Origin of the sequence: Nocardioides sp. GY 10127, from assembly GCF_004919085.1 — a bacterium.
GTDB lineage: Bacteria > Actinomycetota > Actinomycetes > Propionibacteriales > Nocardioidaceae > Nocardioides.
Genome location: NZ_STGL01000005.1, coordinates 576,745 through 600,674 on the forward strand (window position 1 = coordinate 576,745; position 23,930 = coordinate 600,674).

Here is a 23,930-nt window from a genome sequence, read left to right on the forward strand (position 1 = left end):
GCGGCCCACCGCCGCGGGGTGGTTGTGCGGCCGCGGGGTCGGTGGGCCGTGGGTCAGCCGGTGGCGAGCAGCTCGCGGAGAGTCCGCTTCTTCTTCGCCAGCTTCTTGGTGAGCCGGGCGTTGCGGTGCTCCAGGTCGCCGACCGCCTGGCGGAGGCGGGCCGTGTCGGCGACCAGGTCGGCGAGGGCGTCGGTGGCGAGCTGGAGGCGGTGGGCCAGGTCGGGGTCGGTGGGGGCGGTGTCCGCGGGGGAGAGGGCGTCCGCCGGCACGCGCAGGGCGCCGGCGTCCCCGGTCACCGCGTAGCCGCCGTGGGCCAGGGCGTCCACCCAGCGCTCGCCGAGCGCGGCCAGCGCCTCCCTCGAGCCCTCCGACAGGCGGGCGAGCAGCCGGGCGACGGCTTCGCTGTCGGCCCCGCTGTCGGCCCCGTTGTCGGCCGGGCCGGCGGGCCCGTCGGTGAGCGACCCGACCAGGGTGCTGCGGTCCGGCACGGTGGCGGCCGCCGAGGTCGACTCGTTGACCTCGCGCAGGACGTCGAGGGCGGCCGGGTCCAGGGGGCGGACTCCGCCCCCGGCGGCGACCGGCGGCAGCGGGACGGCCACCGGGTCGACGCCGACGAGCCGCGCCACGACGGTCCACGCGGCGTCCACGACCGGCCGCTCGGCGTCCGCCACGACCACGTGCACGCGGTCGGCGCGCCGCAGCTCGTCGGCCCACCGGTGCAGGACGGCGGGCAGGTCCTGGTCCGCCCACGGCAGCGCCCACCCGTCACTCGCGCCGGAGCCGGGCTCGCGGCCCAGGCAGCGGCGCGCGAACCGGCTGAACGGCAGGTCGCAGCCGTGCCACAGCGCCTCGGCCCAGGCGTGCGCCAGCTGGTGGGCGGGGTCGGCGACGAGCACCACGACGTGGACCTCGAACGAGCCGAGGGAGTCCAGCAGCAGGTCGATCTGGTCCGGGGTCGCCCCCGCCAGCAGCTCCTCGGCCACGAGGACGGCGTCCTGCGACCGCGCGCCGGAGGTGCGGGCGCGCCGGCACAGCCGGGCCCAGCTGCCCTCGACGTCCTTGCGTCGCAGGCCGTGGGGGGCGTGCAGCCGGCGGATCTCGAGGCCCGCGTGCCGGCTCTCCTCGGCCGAGCGGGCCGGCACCGTCACCCCGTGCTCGGCCAGGACGTCCCGGGCCGAGGCGAGACGGGCGGAGAGGTCGCCGCCGCCCGCGTGCGGGAGGCCGACCATGATCACGAACCTGCGCTTGGCCATGGCCCGCAGGGTGTCAGGGGGTGGCGACCCCGGCCCGACCCTCCGGTGGACCCGCGGTGGCGGCTCGGTGTCGGCCCGGTGACCTCCTCCGAGGGGGGGCGGCGCGGGCGGTGGCACGCAGAGCCGGGAGGGGCGGGGGTGCCGGCCTCAGTCCTGGACGTGCCGGCGGACCCACTCCACGAACGGGACCATCCGCCGCCAGTCCTCCCGCACGACGTCCAGCGCCTCCGCGGTGTGGATGACGGGCTCGAACCCGATCATGTGCCCCATCGTCAGCGACCGGTGCCGGAGCAGGTCGATGCGCGGGTGGTCGGCCTCGAAGCCGCGGGGGCTGGTCTTGAGCCGGTCGCCGTTGCGCTCGAAGCCGGCCGCCTCGAGGTCGGCGACCAGGCGCTCGAGCTCCGGGCCGTACAGCTCGTGCGCCGCGGCCTCGCGGTAGGCGGCGAGACGAGTGCCGGACGCCTCGTAGAAGCCGCCTCCAGTGCGCAGCCCGCGCGGGGAGAGCTCGACGTAGAACCCGGTGGCCGGGCCCTGGGCGACGAACGCGCCCTGGTGGGTCTTGTAGGGCGTCTTGTCCTTGCTGAACCGGACGTCGCGGTACGGGCGGAAGATCTTCGCGGTCCCGAACTCGGGCTCGAGCGCGGCACAGAGCGCCGTCATCGGCCCCTTCACCGACTCCTCCCACACGTGCTTGTGGGCGTCCCAGAACGACTTGGTGTTGTCGACCTCCAGGTCGTCGTAGAAGTCGAGGGCAGCGACGGGGAAGCCGGTGAAGTCCACGAGTCGCGACCCTAGTCGGCCGCCGCCACCCGCGTGGGCGGGCGGGCCGGGAAGCGGACGAGCGGGGTCGCGCCGCCTCCCGTGCGGTGCGACCCCGCTCGTCGCGGGTGCGGGGTGGCTCAGGCCGCGGCCAGCGCCTTGACGGTGTGGACGTCCTCGAGCAGTCGGGCCACGGCGGCCACGACCGCGGCCGGGTCGAGCGGGTGGGCCGTGACGGACTCGGCCAGGGACACGGAGAACGTGCCGTCGCCGGCCAGGTGCAGCGTGATGCCACCGTCGACGGCGCTGCGCCCGGTGCGGTCCTGGATGACGGCCAGGAGGCGGTCGGCCTGGCGCAGGCCGCTGAAGGCCGGCGCCTCCAGCGCGACCCACGTGGCGTGCCCGGTGCGCTCGACCCAGACGAGGACGCCGTCGCCGCCGTCCTCGACCGTCCAGCCGCCATCGAACAGGCCGACCCCGGAGAAGTGAGTGCACAGGATGTCGTGGACCAGGTCCTCGACCTCTGGCCCGAGGTCGCCGAGCGGCATGTTCCCGAGAAGACTCGTCATGACCGCAAGGTTAAGAGCCGGGTCGGTCGGAGGGCCGCTTGTTCCTGAGACCGGACAATCCCGGACAGGGTGCGTGAGGGTGCCCTGACCTGCGAAGACCCGGATTCTCTCAACCACGGGCGTCAGGATCGACACGGCATGAGGCACCTCTGCCCCGGCAGGTGCGGCCGTGACCAGCGGGAGTGTCGCCGCGGGCGCGGATCGCCGTCGACGGGAGGCCCTGACGGGCGGAACGAGTGTTTCCGGAAACGGCGGTCCTGAATGAGTGGTTTCGGCGTCCTGACGCGCCTGACGACAGCCGTCGATCTGCCCGGACCTGGGCAGAAGTCCGGACGCGACAGGTGTCCGAGAAGTGCCGGGGAGGGGGCTCCCAGGCCCCGGGAACGACGCCCGGGAACGACAGAGGGTCGCGCTCTGGGAGCGCGACCCTCTGTGTGTCGGAGCGGATGACGAGACTCGAACTCGCGACATCGACCTTGCCGGGAACGACAGAGGGTCGCGCTCTGGGAGCGCGACCCGCTGGGTGTCGGAGCGGATGACGAGACTCGAACTCGCGACATCGACCTTGGGAAGGTCGCGCTCTACCAACTGAGCTACATCCGCGTGGCCGTGAGGCCGCCGCCACTCTAGACGATCAGTCGTCGGTGGGCGGTATCCGGGTCAGGGTGGCGTAGCGGGGCTCGAGCCCGTCCCCGGACGAGCGGCCGGTGAGCCGCCGCTGCACCCACGGCACGGCGGCCTCGCGGAACCACTCGGCGTCGGAGCGCAGCCGCTCCTTGCGGGGCAGGGTGGGGCGCGGGGCGGGGTCCGGCACGGGCAGGTCGTGCGGGACGCCGAGCACGTCGAGGACACGGCCGGCCATGAGCCGGTGGCCGGGCGTGCCCATGTGCATGCGGTCGTCGTCCCAGTAGCCCCAGTCGCGGTACTCCCGCATGCGCCAGTAGTCCACGACGTCCGCCCCGACCGCGTCGGCCGCCTCGCGGACGAGCTCGTTGTAGAGGGCGAACCGGCCGCGCAGGAGCCGGTAGGTGGCGGAGCCGCCGGGGTCGAAGGCGGTCCAGACGAGGACGCGCGCGCCGGTGCCCGCCAGCCGGGCGAGGCCGTCGCGGTACTCCCCGACGAGCGCGTCGAGGTCGACGCTGGGCCGGAGGATGTCGTTGGCGCCGGCGTAGACCGTGACGAGGTCGGGCTCGAGGGCCAGGGCCGGCTCGAGCTGCTCGGCGAGGATGGGTCGGAGCTTGCGTCCCCGGATCGCGAGGTTGGCGTAGCCGAACGGCCGGCCCGCGGCGTCCGCCTGTGCCTGGAGCTGCTCGGCGACGCGGTCCGCCCACCCGCGCACGCCGTTCGGGCGCGCGGGGTCGGGGTCGCCGACGCCCTCGGTGAAGGAGTCGCCGAGGGCGACGTAGCGCGCCGGGAAGGGCACGGGACCGGACGCTGGGTGGGACGGCGCGATGGGGCTCACACGCCCACGCTAGGCTCCGCCTCGTGCTGCTCTCCGACCGGGACATCCGAGCCGAGCTCGACGCGGGCCGGATCGCGCTCGAACCCTTCGACGCGGAGATGATGCAGCCGTCGTCGATCGACGTGCGCCTCGACCGGTTCTTCCGGGTCTTCGAGAACCACAAGTACCCCGACATCGACCCGGCGCTGGACCAGTCGGACCTCACCCGCGTCGTCGAGCCCGACGGGGACGACCCGTTCATCCTGCACCCGGGCGAGTTCGTGCTGGGCTCGACCTTCGAGGTCGTCACCCTGCCCGACGACGTCGCGGCGCGCGTGGAGGGCAAGTCCTCCCTGGGCCGCCTCGGCCTGCTCACGCACGCCACGGCCGGCTTCGTGGACCCGGGCTTCTCCGGCCACGTGACCCTCGAGCTGGCGAACGTCGCGACGCTGCCGATCAAGCTCTACCCGGGCATGAAGATCGGCCAGTTCTGCTTCTTCCGGCTCTCCTCGCCCTCGGAGCACCCGTACGGTTCGGCGAAGTACGGGTCGCGCTACCAGGGCCAGCGGGGCCCCACGCCGTCCCGCTCCTACCAGAACTTCCACCGCACCCGGATCTGAGCGGGGCCGGGTCCGTGAGGGCCCGGCGGTCCGGCGCGCACGGCTCGGCTCAGCCGTCGATCCGGTCGGCGAGCCCGCGGAGGCCGTCGGCCAGGCGGTGGCGCCCGGGGGTGGTGCGCTCGCCGCGCACCCCGGCGCGGGCGGTCGCGGCCGCGTGGGCGCGGGCGAGGCGCGCCTCGCGCTGCTGGCGGGCGGCGGTCTCGACGAGGTAGGGGTTCTCGGGCACGGCGGTCTCCTGGAGGGCGGTGGTGGCTGCTGGGTGTCTGCTGGTTTCTGCTGGGTTCCTGCTTGGGGGCGTGCGGTGGTGCGTGACCGGGTGGCGGCTCAGGCCGGGTGCAGGGTCACGTCCCCGCTGACGGTGGTGGCCCGCACCTCGACGAAGTCCTGACCCGGCTCCGGGGCCCCGACCGGGGCGAGCGTGGAGCGGAGGCCGCCGGAGAGGCTGTTCACGTCGGTCCACACGGGGACGCCGGCCGGCACCCCGAGCCGGACGTCGCCCGAGGCGCCGCGGACCGTCACCGCGCCGCGGTGCACCAGTGCGGCGTGGAGGTCCCCGGAGCCGGTGGCGAAGGTGAGGTCGCCGGAGAGGCTGCCCACGAGGACGTCGCCGGAGCCGGACTTGAGGGACAGCTGCTCGGTGAGGTCGGCGCGGTCGACCCGCACGTCGCCGGAGCCGGTGGCCACGGACACCCCGGCCTGGACCTGCTCGAGGTGGAGGTCGCCGGAGCCGGTGCGCACCGACAGGTCGGCGGCCACGCGGACGACGTGCACGTCGCCGGACCCGGTGGCGACCTGCGTCGCCGAGGCCGCCTCGTCGAGCCGCACCTGGCCGGAGCCGGTCTTCACGGTGACGTCGCCGGCGGTGCCGTGGACGGTGATGTCGGCGCTGCCGGTGCGCACGTCGAGCGTGCTGCCGGTCGGCAGGGTGATGCTCACGTCGAGGCGCGGGTCGCCGCTGAAGAGGCCGCCGCGCGGGGCGAGGACGCGGACGGCGCCGGGCTGGGTCTCCACCCGGACCCGGTCGCTGTCGCGTCCGCTCACCTCCACGGTGGTGGTGGCGGTCTCGGCGAGGGTCACGAGGACGGTGCCGCGACCGGTCTCGACGAGGAGGTCGATCGGGTCGGGGGTGTCGATCTCGCGGCGCAGCGGGCCGCCCTGGCGGGCGTCGGTGCCGGGGTTGCTGCCGGGGATGGTGCTGTCGGTCATGGGGCCCTCCGGGGCGGTGGGTGGTGCGGGCTGATGGATGGCGCGGTTGGGGGTGCTCAGACCCAGCCGGTCTGCCGGCGTCCCTTGCCCCGGCCCGCGCCGAAGGGCAGGGAGGAGAGGTCGACGTCGACCCGCAGGGTGTCCGTCGCGGTGGCCTGCCGGACCGCGGAGACGAGCCAGGCGTTGAGGGACGTGCCGGCCTGGTTCGCCAGCTCCTCGGCGCGGGTCTTGAGCGAGTCGGGCAGGCGCAGCGTGAGGCGGGTGACGGAGCCGTCGTCGGGGTCGACGTCGCCGCCGGGCGCGGCGGGGGCGGCAGGGGCCTGGACGCTGGGGGCCGGCGGCGCGTCGACGACGAAGTCGAGGTCCCGGCCGTCCAGGCGGACCTCGACGCTGCCGGCGGGCATCGCGGCGGTGATCTCCGCGGCGGCGTGCGAGAGGGCCTCCATCAGGGCCAGGCGCGCGGCCGGCTCGATGGCGGCGCCGAGACGCTCGGCCGCCGCGGCGACCTCGGGGCTGGAGGACTCGGCGACGAGGCGGAGGTCGCGGCGGAGCCCGTCGAGGTACGGCGTCATGTCCATGACGTCATAGTGACACCACTCTGGTGTCAGTACAAGCAATTCCTGGTGTCATGTGGTGTCCGCGGTGACGCCGGAGGGGTGAGGGTGCGTCTGACGTCTGTCGGGTCGCCCGGAACGTCCCAGGTCAGGCGGTACGCGAACCCGCCCCCGGAAGTTCCCTCCACCCGGGTGACACCGCTCACCGTGGGGGGCCGTACGGTGCTGCGGTTGCCTGCTGCAACGAACAGATCCCCCTGAGCGAACGAGCAGGACCGCACCACGCAGCACACGCGGCAGGCACGCTCATAGAAAGGAAGGCCTGCGCATGACGTGGCCCACCACCCTCTCGATCGGTGCACCGCCGGTCCTGACGAGCACGATCATCTCGGCGCACCTCGTCGACTACCTGATCGTCGCCATCTACTTCGTCTTCGTCCTCGGGATCGGCCTGGTGGCGCGTCGCCAGGTCTCGGACTCCGTCGACTTCTTCCTCTCGGGCCGCTCGCTGCCCGCCTGGGTCACCGGCCTCGCGTTCGTCTCCGCGAACCTGGGTGCCGTCGAGATCATGGGCATGTCCGCCAACGGCGCCCAGTACGGCCTCCCGACCGTCCACTACTTCTGGGTCGGCGCGATCCCCGCGATGCTCTTCCTGGGCGTCGTGATGATGCCGTTCTACTACGGCTCGAAGGTCCGCTCGGTCCCCGAGTTCATGTACCGCCGGTTCGGCACGGGCGCGCACCTGGTCAACTCGATCTCGTTCGCCGTCGCCCAGCTGCTCATCGCCGGCGTGAACCTGTACCTGCTCGGCACGATCATCCAGGCTCTGCTGGGCTGGAACCTCTACGTCGCCCTCGTGGTCGCGGCGATCATCGTGCTCTCCTACATCACCGTCGGCGGCCTCTCCGCCGCGATCTACAACGAGGTGCTCCAGTTCTTCGTGATCGTGGCGGCCCTGCTGCCGCTCACGCTGCTGGGCCTCCACAAGGTCGGCGGCTGGAGCGGCCTCAAGGACCAGATCACCCAGGCCGCGGCGAGCAACCCCGACGGGCCCACCGCCGCGCAGCAGCTCAGCTCCTGGCCCGGCACCGCCCTCACCGGGTTCTCCTCCGACTTCCTGTCGGTCATCGGCATCGTCTTCGGCCTCGGCTTCGTGCTGTCCTTCGGCTACTGGACGACGAACTTCGTCGAGGTCCAGCGCGCGATGGCCACCGACTCGATCTCCTCGGCCCGCAAGACCCCGATCATCGGGGCCTTCCCGAAGATGTTCGTCCCGTTCATCACGATCGTGCCGGGCATGCTGGCCGCCGTCCTCGTCACCGAGATCGCGAAGACGAAGGCCGGCGACACCGTGGCCGGCGGCGCCGGCGGCACCGTCACCTACAACGACTCGCTCATCTACCTGATGCGCGACCTGCTGCCCAACGGCCTGCTCGGCGTGGCCATCGCCGGTCTGCTGGCCGCGTTCATGGCCGGCATGGCGGCGAACATCTCCGCCTTCAACACGGTGTTCTCCTACGACCTGTGGGAGCGGTACCGCGTGCCCGGTCGCGAGGACGGCTACTACCTCAAGGTCGGCCGCTGGGCGACCGTCGGGGCCACCGTCGTCGCGCTGTTCACCGCGCTGTTCGCGTCCGGCTTCTCCAACATCATGGACTACCTCCAGACGCTGTTCGGGTTCTTCAACGCCCCGCTGTTCGCCACGTTCATCCTCGGCATGTTCTGGAAGCGGATGACCCCCACCGCGGCGTGGATCGGCCTCATCGCCGGCACGCTGTCGGCCGTCACGGTGGCGATCCTGTCCGAGGGCACCCTCGGCTCGCTCTCGGTGGGCGTCCTGCCGCTCTCCGGCCAGGGCGCCTCGTTCGTCGCCGCCGGCGCCGCGTTCGTCGTCGACATCGTGCTGTCGGTGGCGATCTCCCTCGTCACCGAGCCCAAGCCCGACTCCGAGCTGCGCGGACTCGTCTACAGCGAGACGCCCAAGGAGGACCTGGTCGACGAGGCGGAGAAGTCCCTGCCCTGGTACCAGCGGACGCTGCCGCTCGCCGGCGTCGCCCTCGTGCTCGTCATCGCGCTCAACGTCGCGTTCTGAAAGGGGTCGCACCATGCCTGCCAACGAGGTGGAGAACCGGAAGACCCACAACGCGGGGCTCTTCGACATCCGCAACATCATCGGTGCCCTGCTGGGCATCTACGGCGTGATCCTGCTGCTCATGGGGATCTTCGGCGACCCGGAGACCGACAAGACCGGTGGCCCCAACGCCAACCTGTGGGCCGGGCTGGTCATGCTCGTCATCGGGCTCGTGTTCCTGGCCTGGGCGCGACTGCGCCCGGTGAAGGTGCCCGAGACGCACGAGGACTGACTCCCCGTCCCACTGCCTGCCTCAGGGCCCGACCGAGCTGTTCCGGTCGGGCCCTGCTGCTTTCGGCGTGCCCTGTGTGCCGGGGGCGGCCCGGGACGTCATGCGGGCGGGACGTCCCTTCGTCGCGGATGGATGACGTCCGGGGCGGCGGGGGAGTGGCGGTGTGTGGGCAACCTGTTGAGCTCGGTGGGTGGTTGCTGGTGCACCGCTGGTCGCTCGGCCCCGGAACGGCGGTGGCGCAGCAACGCATCTGCCGGCGCAGGCGGTTGCTGGCGCACCGGTGATGTGGGTGGGACGCGAGCGGCGGTGGGTGAGCAACCGGTGGGCGGTCGAGCTCGGTTGCCAGGTCACCGCCGGTGGGTGCGAGTGGGCTGGGTGCAGCGGGGCCGGTGTGGGGACGTCATGCGGGGCGGACGTCCCCTCCCTCAGATGGATGACGTCCCCCGGTGGGTGTCCGGGACGTCATGCGGGCGGGACGTCCCTGTGTCGCGGATGGATGACGTCCGGGGCGGCGGGGGAGTGGCGGTGTGTGGGCAACCGGTTGAGGGCGATGAGTGGTTGCTGGTGCACCGCCGGTCGGTCGGGCCCTGGAACGGCGGTGGCCCAGCAACGCATCTGCCGGGGCAGACGGTTGCTGGGCCACCGCTGGTGCTGCGGAGTCGGTCAGGCGTCGAAGAGCGAGTCCAAGGCGTCGATGTCGACGTCGCGCCGGGGCTGGTGGGCGTCGGAGGGGTCCGCCGGGGTGGCGGGCTCCGGGGCGGACGCCGCGGGCGCCGGGTCCGGGGCGGACTCCGGTGCCGGCGACTCCACGACCGGCTCGGCTGAGACCGGCTCGGCGGCGACCGGGCTCGACGCCTCCACCGGCGCGGGGGCCGGCGTGGCGGCCGGCGTGGCGGTCGGTGCGGCCGCGGCCACGGTGGTCGGCTCGGGTGCCTCGACGTCGAAGAGCGAGTCCAGGGCGTCGATGTCGACATCCGTGCGCGGGGTGTGGGCCTCCGTGGACGCGGCAGCCACCGGCGCAGCAGCCACCGGCGCGGCAGCGACCGGGGCGGCGGGCTCCGCGACGGGGGACTCGGCCGCCTCGGCCTCGACCACCGAGGCCGCCTCGGGGGCGGTCTCGGCGGGGGTCTCGACGGAAGGGGCGGGAGCGGAGGTCGGTGCGGCCGCAGCCACGGTGGCCGGCTCGGGTGCCTCGACGTCGAAGAGCGAGTCCAGCGCGTCGATGTCGACATCCGTGCGCGGGGTGTGGGCCTCCGTGGACGCGGCAGCGACCGGCGCAGCAGCCACCGGCGCGGCAGCGACCGGGGCGGCGGGCTCCGCGACGGGGGACTCGGCCGCCTCGGCCTCGACCACCGAGGCCGCCTCGGGGGCGGTCTCGGCGGGGGTCTCGACGGAAGGGGCGGGAGCGGAGGTCGGTGCGGCCGCAGCCACGGTGGCCGGCTCGGGTGCCTCGACGTCGAAGAGCGAGTCCAGCGCGTCGATGTCGACATCCGTGCGCGGGGTGTGGGCCTCCGTGGACGCGGCAGCGACCGGCGCAGCAGCGACGGGCGCGGCGGGGGGCGCGGCGGGGGGCTCGGCCGCCTCGGCCTCGATCACCGGGGCCGCCTCGGGGGCGGTCTCGGCGGGGGCCTCGACTGCAGCGGCGGGAGCGGTCGGTGCGGCAGCCGGCGCGGCGGTCTCGAGGCTCGTCGCCGGCGCTCCTCGCACCTCGACCACCGGGGTGGTCGGCTCGGGTGCCTCGACGTCGAAGAGCGAGTCGAGGGCGTCGATGTCGACGTCGGTGCGCGGCTGGTGGGCGGACGCCGGGTCGGTCGGTGCCACGGGCTGCGCGGCGGCCTCGGCCTCGGGCTCACCGGCGGGCTCGGAGGCCTCAGAGGCCGGCTCGGGCTCGGCCGGGGTGTCGAACAGCGACCCGGAGAACAGGTCGTCGTCGGACCCGCCGCCCGAACCAGCGGGCGCCGGCTCAGCGGGTGCCGGCTCGACGGGGGCCGGGGTGTCGAAGAGGGACGAGGCGTCGTCAGGCGCGGTCTCGGCCGGAGCCGGATCAGCAGCCGGAGCAGCAGCCGGAGCAGCGGCGGCAGGAGCAGCGGTCGGCGCGGCGGTCTCGAGGCTCGTCGCTTGCGCTCCTCGCGCCTCGACCACCGGAGCCGCGGGAGCGTCCCCCTTCACGGAGGCGAGCAGCATCTGCGCGACGTCGAGGACCTCGACCTCCTCGCGCGCCTCGCCGGCGGCCTGCTTGGCGGTGAGGCCGTCGGAGAGCATCACGCGGCAGAAGGGGCAGCCGACGGCGATCTGGTCGGCGCCGGTCTCGACGGCCTCGGTGGTGCGGTTGAGGTTGATCCGGGAGCCGAGCTTCTCCTCCATCCACATGCGGGCGCCACCGGCGCCGCAGCAGAAGGACTTCTCGGAGTTGCGCGGCATCTCCTTGTACTCGGTGCCTGGCAGCACCTGCAGCAGCTCGCGCGGCGGCTCGTAGACGCCGTTGTGGCGGCCGATGTAGCAGGGGTCGTGGTACGTGATGGAGCGCTTCTTCGCGCCCGCACCCCCACCGACGGGCGTGAGGCGCCCCTCCCGCACGAGGCGGTTGAGCAGCTGGGTGTGGTGCACGACCTCGAGCTCGATGCCGAAGTCCTTGTACTCGTTCTTGAGCGTGTTGAAGCAGTGGGCGCAGGTCGAGACGACCTTCTTGACCTTGTACTCCTTGAACGTCTCCACGTTCTGCGCGGCGAGGCCCTGGAAGACGAACTCGTTGCCCGCGCGGCGGGCGGGGTCGCCGGTGCAGGTCTCGCCGTTGCCGAGGACGCCGAAGGTCACGCCGGCCATGTCGAGCAGCTCGGCCACGGCGCGGGTGGTCTTCTTCGCGCGGTCCTCGTAGGCGCCGGCGCAGCCGACCCAGAACAGCCACTCGACCTCGTCCAGGCTCTCGATGCTCTCGCCCACGACCTTGACGTCGAAGGGGAGCCCCTTGGCCCAGTCCATGCGCCCCTGGGGCGACATGTTCCACGGGTTGCCCTTGCCCTCCAGGCCCTTGAAGAGGCCGTTGAGCTCCGGCGGGAAGTTCGACTCGACGAGCACCTGGTAGCGGCGCATGTCGACGATGTGGTCGACGTGCTCGATGTCGACCGGGCACTGCTGCACGCAGGCGCCGCAGGAGGTGCAGTTCCACAGCACCTCGGGGTCGATCACGGCCTCCATGCCGGGCGGGTTGTAGAACCAGTCGCCGCCGTCGGTGGAGGTCTCGTGGCCCTCGAAGGTGCCGCCGGTCTCGCCGACGAGGGCCTTCTCGACCTCGCGGGCCAGGTCGGGGTCCTTCTCGAGCAGCGCGGCGCGCTCGGACTCGTCCGCGAGCAGGTAAGGAGCCTTCGCGTAGGCGTGGTCGCGCATCGCGGTGATGAAGAGCTTGGGCGAGAGCGGCTTCTCGGTGTTCCAGGCCGGGCACTGGCTCTGGCAGCGGCCGCACTCGGTGCAGGTGGTGAAGTCGAGGATGCCCTTCCAGGAGAAGTCCTCGATCTTGCCGACGCCGAGGACGGTCTCCTCGTCCATCTCCTCGAGGTCGTCGAGGGTGAGCGCCTTGCCGCCCGCCGTCATGGGCTTGAGGCCGCCCAGGGCGGTGGTGACGCCGTCGGTGTCGCGGCCGACCGCCTGACGCTTGAACCAGATGTTGAACCAGGCGGTGAACCGGTGCCACGCCACGCCCATCGTGAGGTTCGAGGCGATGACGAGCAGCCAGACGAGGGCGAGGACGACCTTGATCAGCGCGATCGCGATGACGGTGTTCTCCAGCGTCCCCAGGTTCTCCGGGCCCTGCGCGAAGAGCGCGTCGCCGAAGTACGAGGAGACGGGGAAGTGGAACCTCGTGAAGCGCTCCGGGTGCTCGCCGGCGGCCTGGCCGAGGTTGTACTCGGCGCCGCGGATGAAGAGGATCGCCGCGCCCTCGAGGAGCGCCATCACCTCGACGAAGTAGGCCTGCCAGGCCGTGGAGCCGAAGAACCGGGACCGGCGGCCGAGGCTGCGCGGGTGGTGCTTCTGCCGGTAGACGATGAGGAAGACGATGCCCACCGTCGACAGCACGCCGAGGGCCTCGTTGACCCACTCGTAGACGAACCAGTGGCCGATGACCGGCAGCGCGAAGTGCGGGTCGAAGAGCTGCACGAAACCGGTCGCCACGGCGCCGGAGAGCACGATGAAGCCCGCGTACACGAACCAGTGCATGACGCCGACCCAGTGCCACTGGAGCATCCGGGTGTGCAGCACGGACTCCTTCAGCAGGGTCACGGTGCGCTTGCCGGGCTCGTCGGTGCGCCCGGTGGTGGGCTGGCCGATCCGGATCGTGGCGACCATGCGGCGCACGGCGCGGACCAGCACGACGGCGGTCACGGCCGTCAGTGCCAGGGCGACGACGATGGCGAAGGTCTGCATGCTGCGGGGCTCCTCGTGTCGGGGAAGGCGCCCGCAGGGCGGACGCTCGTCGGAGCCTAGGCGTGGTGCGCGCCACGCGGCAGGTCCCGACGTGTGGCGAAGATCTTACTGGACAGTAACTTCGTGTCGAGTGGTGTGAGCGCACAGGCGCACGCCGACTCGTTGTCCATTCCACCAATCCGCCGGCCCACCAGCCCACCAGCCCTCGGCGGGCCCCGCGGGTCACTCGATAGCGTCGGGGTGCGGTTGCTCCAGCGCCAGCCCCGCGACCGCGAGCAGGACGAGCGCGGTGCCGAGCCAGCCCAGGGGGCCGAGCCGCTCGCCGAGCAGCAGGGCGGCCGCGACCGCGGCGGTCACCGGCTCCATCAGCGTGCCGACGACGGCCGCGGAGCCCCGGGTCGTCCGCAGCCCCGCGTAGAGGAGGGCGTAGGAGACCGCCATGGTGAAGACGCCGAGGTAGACCAGGATCGCCAGGGTGCCTGGGTCGGCGGTGACGTGCGGGCCCGGGGTGAGCAGCGCGACGGGCACGAGGACGACGGCGCCGACCACGCTGGTGGCGGTGGTGAGCGCCAGCGGCTCGGTGGTGGCGGCCAGCAGCTGGCCGCGGTCGGTGGCGAAGGCGTACGCGGCGCCCGCGGCCAGGGCCAGGACGATGCCCCACCCCACGTGCCCCCCACCCGCCGAGGACCCTGTCGAGGACCCCGCGGAGGAGGAGTGGCCCGAGAACGAGACGAGCAGGAGGCCGGCGAGCGCGAGGGCCAGGGTCCCGAGGGCGAGGGGGCCGGGCGGACGTCGGTGGCGCCGCGCGTCCACCAGCGTGAGCAGCACGGGCGCGATGCCGAGGCTGAGGACGGTCGCCACGGAGACGCCCGCGAGCACGACCGCGCCGAAGTACAGGGTCTGGTAGAGCATCGTCGCCAGCCCGACGACCGCCGCGGCCACCGGGCGCTCGCGCGCGAGCCGCAGCAGGGCCGGCCCCCGGCGCGCCACGAGCACCGCGACGAGCAGCGCGATCGCCGCCAGGCTCAGCCGCCACGCGCTCGCGGTCACGACGCTCATCGGCACCCGCTCGCGCACCAGGGTGACGCTCAGCCCGCCGGTGCCCCACAGGACGCCGGCCAGGCACACCTGGAGCAGCCCGAGGCGCGAGGAGCGCGGCGCTGCCCCGGTCGGGGGCGCGGGCACGGCCGCGGGGAGCGTCACGGGGCGAGCATCTCAGCCGCCGGCCGACCGCCCAGCCGGCGGGTGAGCAGCGTGGTGGTGCGCAGCACCTCGGAGGCCAGGTGCGCTGCCTCGTCCTCCCCGGGGACGAAGGTGAGGGCCACGGCTGCGACCGGCAGCCCGTTGTGGTCGAGCACCGGCGCGGCGACGCCCGCCAGGCCGGGGGTGATCTCCCCCTCCTCGCCGGCCCAGCCGCGCTGCCGCGTGTCGGTGAGGAGGGCGCGGAGCCGGCCCGGCGTCGTCGGCCCGGTGCCGGTGCGGCTCGTGAACGCCGCGGCGTCCGGGTAGAGCGCCCGGACCTGGGCCGGGGGCAGCGCCGCCAGCAGCGCCCGCCCCGAGGCCGGGAGGTGCGCGGGCAGGCGGACCCCCACGTCCGTGACCAGGGGAGGGCGGCCGGGGGCGCGCTCCTCGAGGAGGTACAGCACGTCCCGCCCGTGCAGGACGGCGAGGTGGGCGCTCTGCCCGGTGCGGTCGACGAGGCTCGCGAGGGGCCGGCGGGCGAGCCGTTGCAGGGGCTCCTGGCGCACGTAGCCGCTGCCCACCTCGAAGGCCGCCACACCCAGGCCCCAGCGGTGCTCGTCGGCCAGGTGGGTCACGAAGCCCTCCTCGGCCATGGCGGCGAGCAGGTGGTACGCCGAGGACCGCGGCAGGTCCAGCGCCTGGGCCACGTGCGCGAGGGGCACCGGGGCCGGCTGGGAGGCCAGGAAGCGCAGCACCCGCAGCGCGCGGGTGGCGGCGGGGACCTGGGGCACGAGGGACAGTCTGCCGCTCCCGCGCCCGGCACGAGGGCCGGAACAGCTCGAGTGCCGGAACAGGGGGCAGGCCCGGCCTCCGGGGGGTGGGAGGCCGGGCCTGCGAGGAAACCGCGAACCGGTGAGAAGGGGGGCCGGCTCAGCGGTGGACGATCAGCGCCGGACGTCCCGGCGGCGTGCGGTCACGGGACGATGGCGAGCCGGGCGATGCCGAGGTCGACGACGGAGTCGACGTCGGTGCCGTCCAGCAGGGTCACCCGCAGCGGGATCGCCTGGATGCCGTCGGGGTAGCGCTGCACGAGGCCGGTCTCGATCTTGGCGAGGCCGCCCGGGATCTCGACGACCTGGCCGTCGAGGTCCTCCGCGCTCATCTCCTCGCCGTCCATGGTGGCGCCGAGGATGCGCGTGGTCGCGGTGCGCTCCAGCGTGCCGTCGGCGTGCTTGGTGACGTGGACGGAGGCCTTGGCGACGTCGATCGTGAGGGGGCCGATGGTGAGGCCGTTGAGCTCCGCGTTCTCGGTGCCGTGGGCCTGGAGGTCGGTCTGCTTGCTGCGCTGCCACAGCGTCGCCGCGTCGACGGAGAGGCCCTGGGAGTTCAGCATGTCGGTGGTGTCCGCGGCGCCGTCGACCTGCTTGGCGTCGTCGGTGCCGGCGCACGGCATCACCTGGTTGACGACCCGGCCGACCTTCACGAGGTCACCGAGGACCCGGCCCTTGATCGCGGAGGCGGAGCCGCGGAAGGCGCCGACGGGTGCGCCGACCTGCATCTGCGCGGTGGAGCGGGCCACGTGGATCACGGTGCCGGTCGCCAGCAGCGTGATCTTGGCGGCCGCCGAGTAGACGAAGGAGTGCTCGGAGGTGACGTTCTTGGCGTTGCGGCCGAGCTCGATCGTGGCGAGGCCGGGGATGGTGATCGGGGTGTCCGCGTCCGGGATCTCGAACTCCATCGGGTCGCCCGCGGCCGGGGTGAGGACGATGCGCCCGATCTGGTTGTCGGTGACGCCGGAGAAGCCGTCGGGGCCGTGGATCGCGCGGGCGGTGGAGCGCAGTCCCTGGATGGAGAGGGTGCCGAGGTCGGTCTGCGCGAGGACGATCTCGGCGACCTTCTCGGTGGCGACGGTCTCGACGATCCCCTCCTTCGGCCTGCGCAGGGTGCGGTTGTGGGAGGTGACGCCGCGGACGGTCGCGACGTCCTCGGGCAGCTGCGCCTCGGTGACGAAGTTGCGGCTGCCCTCGCCGGCGAGCGTGGTGCAGGCGGTGACGGCGAGGCCGGTGCGCTCGGAGTCGAGCGGGATCTGGCCGCCGCGCACCGAGGTGCCGTAGCCGTTGGCCTTCATGCCGAACTGGGTGGGGGTGCCGCCGCTGTCGGAGACGGCCGCCTGGGCGGTGGAGGGGGCGAGAGCGACGGAGGCGCCCAGGGCGGCGCAGGCGATGCCGGCGACGACGTGGGCGAGCGGGCGGCGCCGACGGTTGGTCATGTGATGGGGGGACATGAGCGTTCCTCGGTGGTCGGTCTGGATTCCCGGGCCCCCCTCCCGGAAGGGAGGGCCACGGTTGCGACTCCCCCTCTGCGTGGCCCAACGCGCCGGGCGGATGAGAGTTACGCCATATCGGTAAAGAGATCGGAATTGGTCGGACCCGAGCGAGGAATCTCGTATCCGAGACGCATGTGGTCCTCGGTGTCGCCTCGGGAGCCCCCGGCGCGGATTCACTGGAGGCATGACGTCGACCGCCGTGCCCGCTCCCGCCGACACCACCTCCGACACCCCCCGCGAGGTCGTGGTCGGCACGGGACCGGTCACCCCCGAGCAGCTGGTCGCGGTGGCGCGGCACGGGGTCGGCGTCCGCCTGGACGAGGGGGCGCTCGCCGCCCTCGCCCACGGGCGGGACGTCGTGGAGCGGCTCGCGTCGCAGGACCGGCCGGTCTACGGCGTCTCCACCGGCTTCGGCGCCCTGGCCACGCGGCACATCCCCGTCGCGGACCGCGCCCGGCTCCAGCGCTCCCTGGTCCGCTCGCACGCGGCCGGCTCCGGCCCCGAGGTCGAGACCGAGGTCGTGCGCGGCCTCATGCTGCTGCGCCTCTCCACGCTGGCCACCGGGCGCACCGGCGTCCGCCCCGAGACGGCCGGGCTCCTGGCCGACCTGCTCACCCACCGGATCACGCCCGTCGTCCGCGAGTACGGCTCGCTCGGCTGCTCCGGCGACCTCGCCCCGCTCAGCCACGTCGCGCTCGCCCTCCTCGGCGAGGGAGAGGTCCGGGACGCCGCGGGCACCCTCCTGCCCGCCGCCGACGCGCTCGCCGCCGCCGGGCTCGCCCCGGTGGAGCTCGGCGCCAAGGAGGGGCTCGCCCTCATCAACGGCACCGACGGGATGCTCGGCATGCTGCTCATGGCCGCGGCCGACCTGCGTCTCCTGCTCGACACCGCGGACGTCGCCGCGGCGATGAGCATCGAGGGCCTGCTGGGCTCCGACCGGGTCTTCGGCGAGGCGATCGCCGCCCTGCGTCCGCACCCCGGGCAGCTGACCTCGAGCGCCCACCTCCGGGCGCTGCTGGCCGACTCGGGGATCGTCGCCTCCCACCGTGGACCCGACTGCACCCGCGTCCAGGACGCCTACTCGCTGCGCTGCACCCCGCAGGTCCACGGCGCGGCTCGCGACACGCTCGCGCACGCCGAGGCCGTGGCCGGGCGCGAGCTGGCCAGCACGGTCGACAACCCCGTCCTCGTCGGCGACGACGTCGAGTCCAACGGCAGCTTCCACGGGGCACCCGTCGGCTACGTCCTGGACTTCCTCGCCATCGCCGTCGCCGACGTGGCCTCGATCAGCGAGCGCCGCACCGACCGGTTCCTCGACGCCGCCCGCAACCACGGCCTGCCGCCGTTCCTGGCGCACGACCCCGGCGTCGACTCGGGCCTCATGATCGCGCAGTACACCGCCGCGGGGATCGTCTCGGAGCTCAAGCGCCTCGCCGTGCCGGCCTCGGTCGACTCCATCCCCTCCAGCGCCATGCAGGAGGACCACGTGTCGATGGGCTGGGCGGCCGCACGCAAGCTCCGCCGGGCCGTGGACGGGCTCACCCGCGTGCTGGCCGTCGAGGTGCTCACCGCCGCCCGCGGCGTGGAGCTCCGCTCGCCGCTGGTCCCCGCCCCGGCCTCGGCCGCCGTCGTCTCGCTGCTGCACGCGCACGGCGTGGCCGGCCCGGGCCCGGACCGGTTCACCTCGCCCGACATCGAGACCGTCGTCGGGCTGGTCGGCTCCGGCGCGGTCGTGGCCGCGGCCCGCGCGGCGCTGCCGGACGGCGCGCTCGCCTGAGCCGCGTGACCCGCCTGAGCCGCCTGAGCCGCCTGGCCCCCTGACGCGCCTGACCCGCCCGGCCCGCCTGGCCCGCCGGACCGAGCCCGCTCAGCGCGGGCTGTCGAGGACCAGCGTGATCGGCCCGTCGTTGACGGAGGCGACCTGCATGTCGGCGCCGAAGACCCCGCGCTCCACGTGCGCGCCGAGGCGCGCCAGCTCGGCGCAGAACGCCTCGTACAGCGGCTCGCTCACGGGGCCGGGGGCGGCGGCGCCCCAGGACGGGCGTCGGCCCTTGCGGGCGTCCCCGTAGAGCGTGAACTGGCTGACCACGAGCACGGGCGCGCCCTCCTCGGAGGCGGAGCGCTCGTCGCGCAGCAGCCGCAGCTCCCACACCTTCCGGGCCGTCCAGGCGACGTCGGCCGGGCCGTCGTCGTGGGTGATGCCGAGGTAGCAGAGCAGCCCGGGCACGTCGGTCGCGCCGACCACCTGGCCCCCCACGGTCACCGACGCGGACAGGGTGCGCTGGACGACGGCTCGCATGGCGTCATCCTGCCGCGCCGCCCGGGGGCGCCCGGTGGTGGGCCTCCTAGGCTGGAGACGTGGACGACGCGGTGGAGCCCCTGCTCGCTCGGCTGCCGCTCGGCGCCAGCGAGGTGCGCTACCGCGGCGCGCGCTGGTCGGTGACCCGCACCAGCCTGCTCGGCGGGCGCTCCCAGAAGGTCCTGGCCCACGAGCTCGGCGGCACGGGCCTGGTGAGCGCGAACCTCTACGTCGGGGAGGACGGCCTCGAGCGGTTCCGGCCGTGCGAGATGCCGGCCGAGGTGGTCCTGGACTTCCTCGCCGGCTGCGTCCCGGTGGCGGCTCCGCCCACAGGGGGGTGGCAGGCGGAGCCGCCTCCGGTGTGACGCAGTTCACCACGAACGTGGTGCTGGCGCTACCCCCTGAGAGGTCTTTTCAGCCCACCTCGCGACCTGGGAATCGCTCGCGTCGTCGCAGGTCAGGTGCCGGTCGCCGCGTCTGGGCGGCGGCTCAGGCCTCCCAGTCGGGGCCCTGGCGCTCCAGGAAGGCGGAGAGGGGCCCGGGCAGCTCGGCCGCCCGCTCGCCCCAGTCGTAGACCTCGCAGGTGCCCGCCACCAGGTCGTGCAGCGTCCGGTGGGCGGGGTGCAGCAGCCCGAGCACGAACCCGGCCCCGAGCAGCAGGGCGCTGAACGGGAACGCCACCGTGCGCACGAGCGCCTGTCGCACGGCCAGCACCGCGCCGTCCGCCGAGACCACCCGCAGGCCGACGAGGGCCTTGCCCGGGGTGCGCCCGGCGATCGCCAGGCTGGCGAACAGGTACAGCGCGGCCCAGGAGAGCAGGGCGGCCAGGGCCAGCGGGGGGTAGCCCTGGGTGTCGCCGAAGGAGACCCCGAGGAAGACCTGCGAGAGGAAGCCCGTGCCGGCGACGGCCAGGGTGTAGGACGTCGTGACGGCCGCGACGTCGAGGCCGGCGGCCACGAGGCGGGTGGCGGCGCCCGCGTAGTGCCCGGTGACGGAGCGCCGGCGGGCCCGGGCCCCGGCCTCGCCCGAGGGCTGCTCCGGGCGGACGAGTCGCTCGGGACCCTCCGGCTGGGCGGCGGGGTCGCGTCGCAGCAGCGGCGCCAGCAGGCGCCCGAGCAGGCGGTCGATGATGACGTCGAGCGCCACCAGCTGGCGGCGGGCGAGGTCGAGCGCGGAGCCGGCGAGCTGGTTGGTGCTGTCGGCGATGAGGTCGGGGACGCCGGAGCGCTTCACCGCGGCCTCGAGGTCGACGCGGGCGAGCACGGCGTCGAGGTCGACCCGGGCCAGGACGGCGTCGAGGTCGACGCGGGCCATCACCGCGTCCAGGTCCACGCCGGCGAGGACGGCGTCCAGGTCGACGCGCTGGACGAGGGCGGTGGCGTCCACCCGCTCCAGCAGCCGGTCGGGGTCGACCCGGTCGAGCACCGCGTCGAGGTCGACGCGCTTGAGCAGGGCCTCGAGGTCGACCCGCGCCAGGACGGCGTCGAGGTCGACGCGGGCGAGCACCTCGTCGAGGTCCACGCCGGCGAGGACGGCGTCCAGGTCGACGCGCCGGACGAGGGCGGTGGCGTCCACCCGCTCCAGCAGCCGGTCGGGGTCGACCCGGTCGAGCAGCCGGTTCGGGTCCACCCGGTCGAGCAGGGCGTCGGGGTCGACCCGGGCCAGCAGCCGGTCGGGGTCCACGCGGTCGAGGAGGCGGTTCGGGTCGACGCGGTCGAGCAGGGCGTTGGGGTCCACCTGGTCCAGGACGACGTCCGGGTCGACCACGCTCACGACGCGCTCGGTCACTCCACCGGCGAGGCGGTGGAGGAATCCGGCCTTCTCGCCGCCTGCCTCGGGCATGCTCCGCACGCTAGCGCGTGCGAACGCCCGCGGCACGCGTTCGGTGCAGGACGGCCGGCGGGCAGGGGCGCGGCTCAGCCCAGCGCCCGCACGGCCTCGGCGATCGCGAGCGTCCGGCGCGCGGACTCCACGTGCAGGTTCTCGACCATCTTGTTCTTGTAGGTCACCACGCCGGACCCGGCGCCCGCCTCGAAGGCCGCGATGAGCCCCTCGGCGTCCGTGACCGCCTCGGGGCTGGGGGCGAAGGTGTCGTTGGCGGGGCCGACCTGGGCGGGGTGGATGAGCGTCTTGCCGTCGAAGCCCAGCCGGCGGCCCTGGACGCACTCGGCGAGGAAGCCCGCCTCGTCCCTGGTGTCGTTGAAGACGCCGTCGAGCACCTGGATGCCGGCCTCGCGGGCGGCCAGCAGGCTGAGCCGCAGCGAGGTGAGCAGCGGCTCGCGACCCGGCACGTGCTCGGCGTAGAGCTCCTTGACCAGGTCGTTGGTGCCCATGACGAGCACGGACAGCCGCTCGGAGGCCGAGGCGATGGCGCGGACGTCGAACACGGCCGTCGGCGTCTCGATCATCGCCCACAGGCGCGTGTGGTCGGGCGCGCCGGCCTTCTCCAGCGCCTCGACCAGGGCGTGCACCTCCGCGGCGCTGTTGACCTTGGGCACGACGACGGCGTCGGGGCCCGCGGCGGCGACGGCCGCCAGGTCGTCCGCGTGCCAGGCGGTGCCGATCCCGTTGACCCGGACGGTGAGCGTCCGGCGTCCGTACTCGCCGGAGGCGGCAGCGGCGCAGACCGCCTCGCGGGCCTCGGGCTTGGCGTCGGGCGCCACGGCGTCCTCGAGGTCGAGGATGAGGCCGTCGCAGGCGATGCTCTTGGCCTTCTCCAGCGCGCGGGCGTTGGAGCCCGGCATGTAGAGGACGCTGCGCAGCACGCTGATCTCGGTGGTCACGGCGTCAGGCCTCCTGCTCGGTCGGGGCGTCGGTCGTGGGGATGGCGTCGTAGAGCGCCTTGAGGTCCGGGTCGATCGCGGCGAGCTGCTCGGCCAGCTCGACCATGACCAGGCACTGCTTGAGGGAGGCGTCGTCCTCCATCTTGCCGTCCAGCATCACCGCGCCGGTCCCGTCGCCCATGGCGGCCACGACCCGGCGGGCGTGCGCGACGTCCTCGACGCTGGGGGAGAAGACGCGGTGCGCGATGGCGACCTGCTTGGGGTGCAGGCTCCAGGTGCCCACGCAGCCGAGCAGGAAGGCGTTGCGGAACTGGTCCTCGCACGCGACCACGTCCGTGATGTCGCCGAAGGGCCCGTAGTAGGGGTAGATCCCGTGGGTCGCGCAGGCGTCGACCATCCGCGCGATCGTGTAGTGCCACAGGTCCTGCTGGAAGATCGAGCGCGGGCCGTCGATGGCGCCGTCCACCGGGTCCTGCCGGACGAGGTAGCCGGGGTGGCCACCGCCGACCCGGGTGGTCTTCATCCGCCGGTCGGCGGCGAGGTCGGCGGGGCCGAGCGAGAGCCCCTGCATCCGCGGCGAGGCGCCGCAGATCTCCTCGACGTTCGCGACGCCGCGGGCGGTCTCCAGGATCGCGTGCACGAGGATCGGCCGGGTCAGGCCCGCCTTCGCCTCGAGCTGGGCGAGCAGTCGGTCGACGTAGTGGATGTCCTCGGGGCCCTGCACCTTCGGCACCATCACCACGTCGAGCCGGTCGCCGATGGCGGGGACGAGGGTGAGCAGGTCGTCCAGCGCCCACGGGCTGTCGAGGGCGTTGATCCGGGTCCAGAGCTGGGTCGGGGAGTCGGGGCCGCCCAGGGTCGGGGTGTCCTGCGCGATGCGCACGAGGCCCTCGCGCGCGGCGAGCTTGTTGTCGGCCTTGACCGCGTCCTCGAGATTGCCGAGCAGCACGTCCACGGTGCCGACCATGGCCGGCACCTTCGCCGCCATCTTGGCGTTGCTCGGGTCGAAGAAGTGGATGGCCCGGCTGGGGCGCGCGGGCACCTCGGTGGCGGGCGTCGGGGCGCCCACGGCGAGGGGGCGGAAGAAGTCCTTGGCGCTGCGGTGCGACATGGCTCGGAACGTAGCAGCGGTCACATCCCGGCTCTATGACTCATCTGACACCGCGGGGGCTGGCCCGCCCGCCGACACCGACCTCAGGCGCGGCGGCGTCGGCGCCACCAGCGCGGGCGGGCCACCGGAGGCGCCGCCGGGCTGCCGGACGTCCGCCTCAGGGCGGCCGCGCGGCGGGCGGCGCGACGCTCCTCCCACGCTGAGACCTCGGCCTCGACGTCGCGCGGCTGCGTCACGAGCGGGGGCTGGTTGTCCTGCACCGTGTAGCGGGCCCGGAGCACCCGGGCGTTGAACTCCTCGAGCACGCGCCGCACCTCGGCCTCCACTGTGAGCGCGTCGAGCTCGCCGTCGAGCAGCGCGTCGTCCTTGCGCAGCTGGAGGCTGGGCGGGAGGACGCCGGTGATCTGCTCGCGCTCCACGAGCTTGCGCACCCACCAGTCCGGGTCGTGCTGCTCGCCGAGCCCCTCCAGCGGCTTGCCGGCGCCCGGGAGATCGTCGAACTCGCCCCGGGCCATGGCGACCCGGACCTGTTCGTCGACCCACGAGGTCTGGTGCGCGATGCGGGCGGCCGCGGCGCTCTGCGTGCTGCGCTTGCGCCGCTCGGCCTCGTCGCGGGCCCGCTGGACCTCGCCCTGCGGCCTCTGCTCCACGGGGCCTCCCTGGTGCGCCGACGTCTCGAGCGTGCCCGGCCAGCCTACGGGGGCGGCCAGTCCACGGGGGCGGTCAGGCGCGCCGGCTCACACGACCTCAACGGTGAGGACGACCCACGCGGTCACGACGAGCACGAACGCCGTGGCCGCGAGCACGAGGGCGCCCCGCGAGGCACGAGAGTCGCCGGCGACCAGCGCGATGCCGGCCAGGGCGCCGCAGCCGAGCAGCGGCATCGCCAGGACGGCGGTGAGGAACCCGAAGAGCTCGTGGGGGTGCCGGACGAACTCCAGCGTGCCGAAGACCGCGAGGACGAGCCCGAGGCCCCAACCGGCCACGAGCTCGGTGATCGCGATCCTGCGGAACACGGGCGGGAGCGTAGCCACCCGGGCTCAGG

22 protein-coding genes and 2 tRNA genes are annotated in these 23,930 nt (G+C 74.0%); 5 read left to right on the forward strand and 19 right to left on the reverse strand.

Features of this window, described 5'->3' with window-relative positions:
* Positions 1-53: 53 nt before the first annotated feature.
* The 6 genes from E8D37_RS09790 to E8D37_RS09810 all read right to left on the reverse strand — a co-directional run bounded on the left by E8D37_RS09790 (position 54) and on the right by E8D37_RS09810 (position 4,004).
* Complete coding sequence (locus E8D37_RS09790) at positions 54-1,253, reverse strand: hypothetical protein (protein WP_136569540.1); 1,200 nt, start codon at positions 1,251-1,253, stop codon at positions 54-56.
* A 147-nt stretch (positions 1,254-1,400) separates the two neighbouring features.
* The gene (locus E8D37_RS09795; RefSeq protein ID WP_136569541.1) at positions 1,401-2,033 is read right to left on the reverse strand and encodes a DUF2461 domain-containing protein; all 633 of its coding nucleotides are present in this window, start codon (positions 2,031-2,033) and stop codon (positions 1,401-1,403) included.
* Positions 2,034-2,152: 119 nt separating this feature from the next.
* Positions 2,153-2,581: a hypothetical protein gene (locus E8D37_RS09800; RefSeq protein ID WP_136569542.1), complete on the reverse strand. Its 429-nt coding sequence runs from the start codon at positions 2,579-2,581 to the stop codon at positions 2,153-2,155.
* 441 nt (positions 2,582-3,022) lie between these two features.
* A tRNA-OTHER gene (locus E8D37_RS19845) sits at positions 3,023-3,101 on the reverse strand.
* A gap of 10 nt (positions 3,102-3,111) precedes the next feature.
* Positions 3,112-3,184: transfer RNA gene (locus E8D37_RS09805), tRNA-Gly, on the reverse strand.
* Positions 3,185-3,215: 31 nt separating this feature from the next.
* A complete protein-coding gene (locus E8D37_RS09810; RefSeq protein WP_136569543.1) occupies positions 3,216-4,004 on the reverse strand; it encodes an SGNH/GDSL hydrolase family protein in 789 nt (262 codons plus the stop codon).
* Positions 4,005-4,066: 62 nt separating this feature from the next.
* Between E8D37_RS09810 and dcd the strand changes: the two genes are divergently transcribed.
* Positions 4,067-4,642, forward strand: coding sequence for a dCTP deaminase (gene dcd, locus E8D37_RS09815; protein ID WP_136569544.1), 576 nt, complete (start codon positions 4,067-4,069; stop codon positions 4,640-4,642).
* 49 nt (positions 4,643-4,691) lie between these two features.
* Here the strand turns inward: dcd and E8D37_RS19850 are convergent, their stop codons facing one another.
* From E8D37_RS19850 to E8D37_RS09825, 3 genes are all read right to left on the reverse strand, one after another.
* Complete coding sequence (locus E8D37_RS19850; RefSeq protein ID WP_168929703.1) at positions 4,692-4,868, reverse strand: hypothetical protein; 177 nt, start codon at positions 4,866-4,868, stop codon at positions 4,692-4,694.
* Between the two features lie 98 nt (positions 4,869-4,966).
* Positions 4,967-5,848 carry a DUF4097 family beta strand repeat-containing protein gene (locus E8D37_RS09820; protein WP_136569545.1) on the reverse strand — a complete coding sequence of 294 codons (882 nt, stop codon included), beginning with the start codon at positions 5,846-5,848 and terminating at the stop codon, positions 4,967-4,969.
* Positions 5,849-5,904: 56 nt separating this feature from the next.
* Positions 5,905-6,426 carry a pilus assembly protein HicB gene (locus E8D37_RS09825; RefSeq protein ID WP_136569546.1) on the reverse strand — a complete coding sequence of 174 codons (522 nt, stop codon included), beginning with the start codon at positions 6,424-6,426 and terminating at the stop codon, positions 5,905-5,907.
* A 304-nt stretch (positions 6,427-6,730) separates the two neighbouring features.
* Here E8D37_RS09825 and E8D37_RS09830 point away from each other — a divergent pair, with 304 nt between their 5' ends.
* Positions 6,731-8,494: a sodium:solute symporter family protein gene (locus tag E8D37_RS09830; protein ID WP_136569547.1), complete on the forward strand. Its 1,764-nt coding sequence runs from the start codon at positions 6,731-6,733 to the stop codon at positions 8,492-8,494.
* Between the two features lie 13 nt (positions 8,495-8,507).
* Positions 8,508-8,765: a hypothetical protein gene (locus E8D37_RS09835; protein ID WP_136569548.1), complete on the forward strand. Its 258-nt coding sequence runs from the start codon at positions 8,508-8,510 to the stop codon at positions 8,763-8,765.
* A 663-nt stretch (positions 8,766-9,428) separates the two neighbouring features.
* On the opposite strand, the gene E8D37_RS09840 is transcribed toward E8D37_RS09835, so the two are convergent.
* The 4 genes from E8D37_RS09840 to E8D37_RS09855 form a co-directional block, all read right to left on the reverse strand.
* The gene (locus tag E8D37_RS09840) at positions 9,429-13,184 is read right to left on the reverse strand and encodes a (Fe-S)-binding protein (RefSeq protein WP_136569549.1); all 3,756 of its coding nucleotides are present in this window, start codon (positions 13,182-13,184) and stop codon (positions 9,429-9,431) included.
* 222 nt (positions 13,185-13,406) lie between these two features.
* Positions 13,407-14,387: a DMT family transporter gene (locus tag E8D37_RS09845; RefSeq protein ID WP_240770321.1), complete on the reverse strand. Its 981-nt coding sequence runs from the start codon at positions 14,385-14,387 to the stop codon at positions 13,407-13,409.
* Positions 14,384-15,157 carry an IclR family transcriptional regulator gene (locus tag E8D37_RS20550; RefSeq protein WP_136569550.1) on the reverse strand — a complete coding sequence of 258 codons (774 nt, stop codon included), beginning with the start codon at positions 15,155-15,157 and terminating at the stop codon, positions 14,384-14,386. Before E8D37_RS20550 ends, E8D37_RS09845 begins: the two co-directional genes overlap by 4 nt.
* Positions 15,158-15,339: 182 nt before the next feature.
* Positions 15,340-16,650 (reverse strand): choice-of-anchor P family protein, encoded by a 1,311-nt coding sequence (locus tag E8D37_RS09855; protein WP_136569551.1) that lies wholly within the window; start codon positions 16,648-16,650, stop codon positions 15,340-15,342.
* A gap of 226 nt (positions 16,651-16,876) precedes the next feature.
* On the opposite strand from E8D37_RS09855, the gene hutH reads away from it, so the two are divergent.
* Complete coding sequence (hutH, locus tag E8D37_RS09860) at positions 16,877-18,469, forward strand: histidine ammonia-lyase (RefSeq protein ID WP_136569552.1); 1,593 nt, start codon at positions 16,877-16,879, stop codon at positions 18,467-18,469.
* A 90-nt stretch (positions 18,470-18,559) separates the two neighbouring features.
* On the opposite strand, the gene dtd is transcribed toward hutH, so the two are convergent.
* Positions 18,560-18,991, reverse strand: a complete 432-nt coding sequence (gene dtd, locus E8D37_RS09865; protein WP_136569553.1) for a D-aminoacyl-tRNA deacylase — start codon at positions 18,989-18,991, stop codon at positions 18,560-18,562.
* 59 nt (positions 18,992-19,050) lie between these two features.
* Between dtd and E8D37_RS09870 the strand changes: the two genes are divergently transcribed.
* Positions 19,051-19,356 (forward strand): hypothetical protein, encoded by a 306-nt coding sequence (locus tag E8D37_RS09870; RefSeq protein ID WP_136569554.1) that lies wholly within the window; start codon positions 19,051-19,053, stop codon positions 19,354-19,356.
* Between the two features lie 124 nt (positions 19,357-19,480).
* On the opposite strand, the gene E8D37_RS09875 is transcribed toward E8D37_RS09870, so the two are convergent.
* The 5 genes from E8D37_RS09875 to E8D37_RS09895 form a co-directional block, all read right to left on the reverse strand.
* A complete protein-coding gene (locus E8D37_RS09875) occupies positions 19,481-20,833 on the reverse strand; it encodes an RDD family protein (RefSeq protein ID WP_136569555.1) in 1,353 nt (450 codons plus the stop codon).
* Between the two features lie 74 nt (positions 20,834-20,907).
* A complete protein-coding gene (locus E8D37_RS09880) occupies positions 20,908-21,774 on the reverse strand; it encodes a CoA ester lyase (protein ID WP_276606478.1) in 867 nt (288 codons plus the stop codon).
* 4 nt (positions 21,775-21,778) lie between these two features.
* Entirely contained in the window at positions 21,779-22,885 is a 1,107-nt protein-coding gene (locus E8D37_RS09885; protein WP_136569556.1) for a CoA ester lyase, read from the reverse strand.
* A gap of 83 nt (positions 22,886-22,968) precedes the next feature.
* Entirely contained in the window at positions 22,969-23,535 is a 567-nt protein-coding gene (locus E8D37_RS09890) for a DUF1992 domain-containing protein (RefSeq protein WP_240770322.1), read from the reverse strand.
* 87 nt (positions 23,536-23,622) lie between these two features.
* Positions 23,623-23,901 (reverse strand): hypothetical protein, encoded by a 279-nt coding sequence (locus E8D37_RS09895; protein WP_136569557.1) that lies wholly within the window; start codon positions 23,899-23,901, stop codon positions 23,623-23,625.
* Positions 23,902-23,930 lie beyond the last annotated feature (29 nt).

Coding starts and splice junctions, on each gene's coding strand:
- E8D37_RS09825 (WP_136569546.1), bottom strand. CDS start 6,426: ATGGACATGACGCCGTACCTCGACGGGCTCCGCCGCGACCTCCGCCTC.
- E8D37_RS09820 (WP_136569545.1), bottom strand. CDS start 5,848: ATGACCGACAGCACCATCCCCGGCAGCAACCCCGGCACCGACGCCCGC.
- E8D37_RS09835 (WP_136569548.1), top strand. CDS start 8,508: ATGCCTGCCAACGAGGTGGAGAACCGGAAGACCCACAACGCGGGGCTC.
- E8D37_RS09800 (WP_136569542.1), bottom strand. CDS start 2,581: ATGACGAGTCTTCTCGGGAACATGCCGCTCGGCGACCTCGGGCCAGAG.
- E8D37_RS09885 (WP_136569556.1), bottom strand. CDS start 22,885: ATGTCGCACCGCAGCGCCAAGGACTTCTTCCGCCCCCTCGCCGTGGGC.
- dtd (WP_136569553.1), bottom strand. CDS start 18,991: ATGCGAGCCGTCGTCCAGCGCACCCTGTCCGCGTCGGTGACCGTGGGG.
- E8D37_RS09855 (WP_136569551.1), bottom strand. CDS start 16,650: ATGTCCCCCCATCACATGACCAACCGTCGGCGCCGCCCGCTCGCCCAC.
- hutH (WP_136569552.1), top strand. CDS start 16,877: ATGACGTCGACCGCCGTGCCCGCTCCCGCCGACACCACCTCCGACACC.
- E8D37_RS09790 (WP_136569540.1), bottom strand. CDS start 1,253: ATGGCCAAGCGCAGGTTCGTGATCATGGTCGGCCTCCCGCACGCGGGC.
- E8D37_RS09840 (WP_136569549.1), bottom strand. CDS start 13,184: ATGCAGACCTTCGCCATCGTCGTCGCCCTGGCACTGACGGCCGTGACC.
- E8D37_RS09830 (WP_136569547.1), top strand. CDS start 6,731: ATGACGTGGCCCACCACCCTCTCGATCGGTGCACCGCCGGTCCTGACG.
- E8D37_RS09875 (WP_136569555.1), bottom strand. CDS start 20,833: ATGCCCGAGGCAGGCGGCGAGAAGGCCGGATTCCTCCACCGCCTCGCC.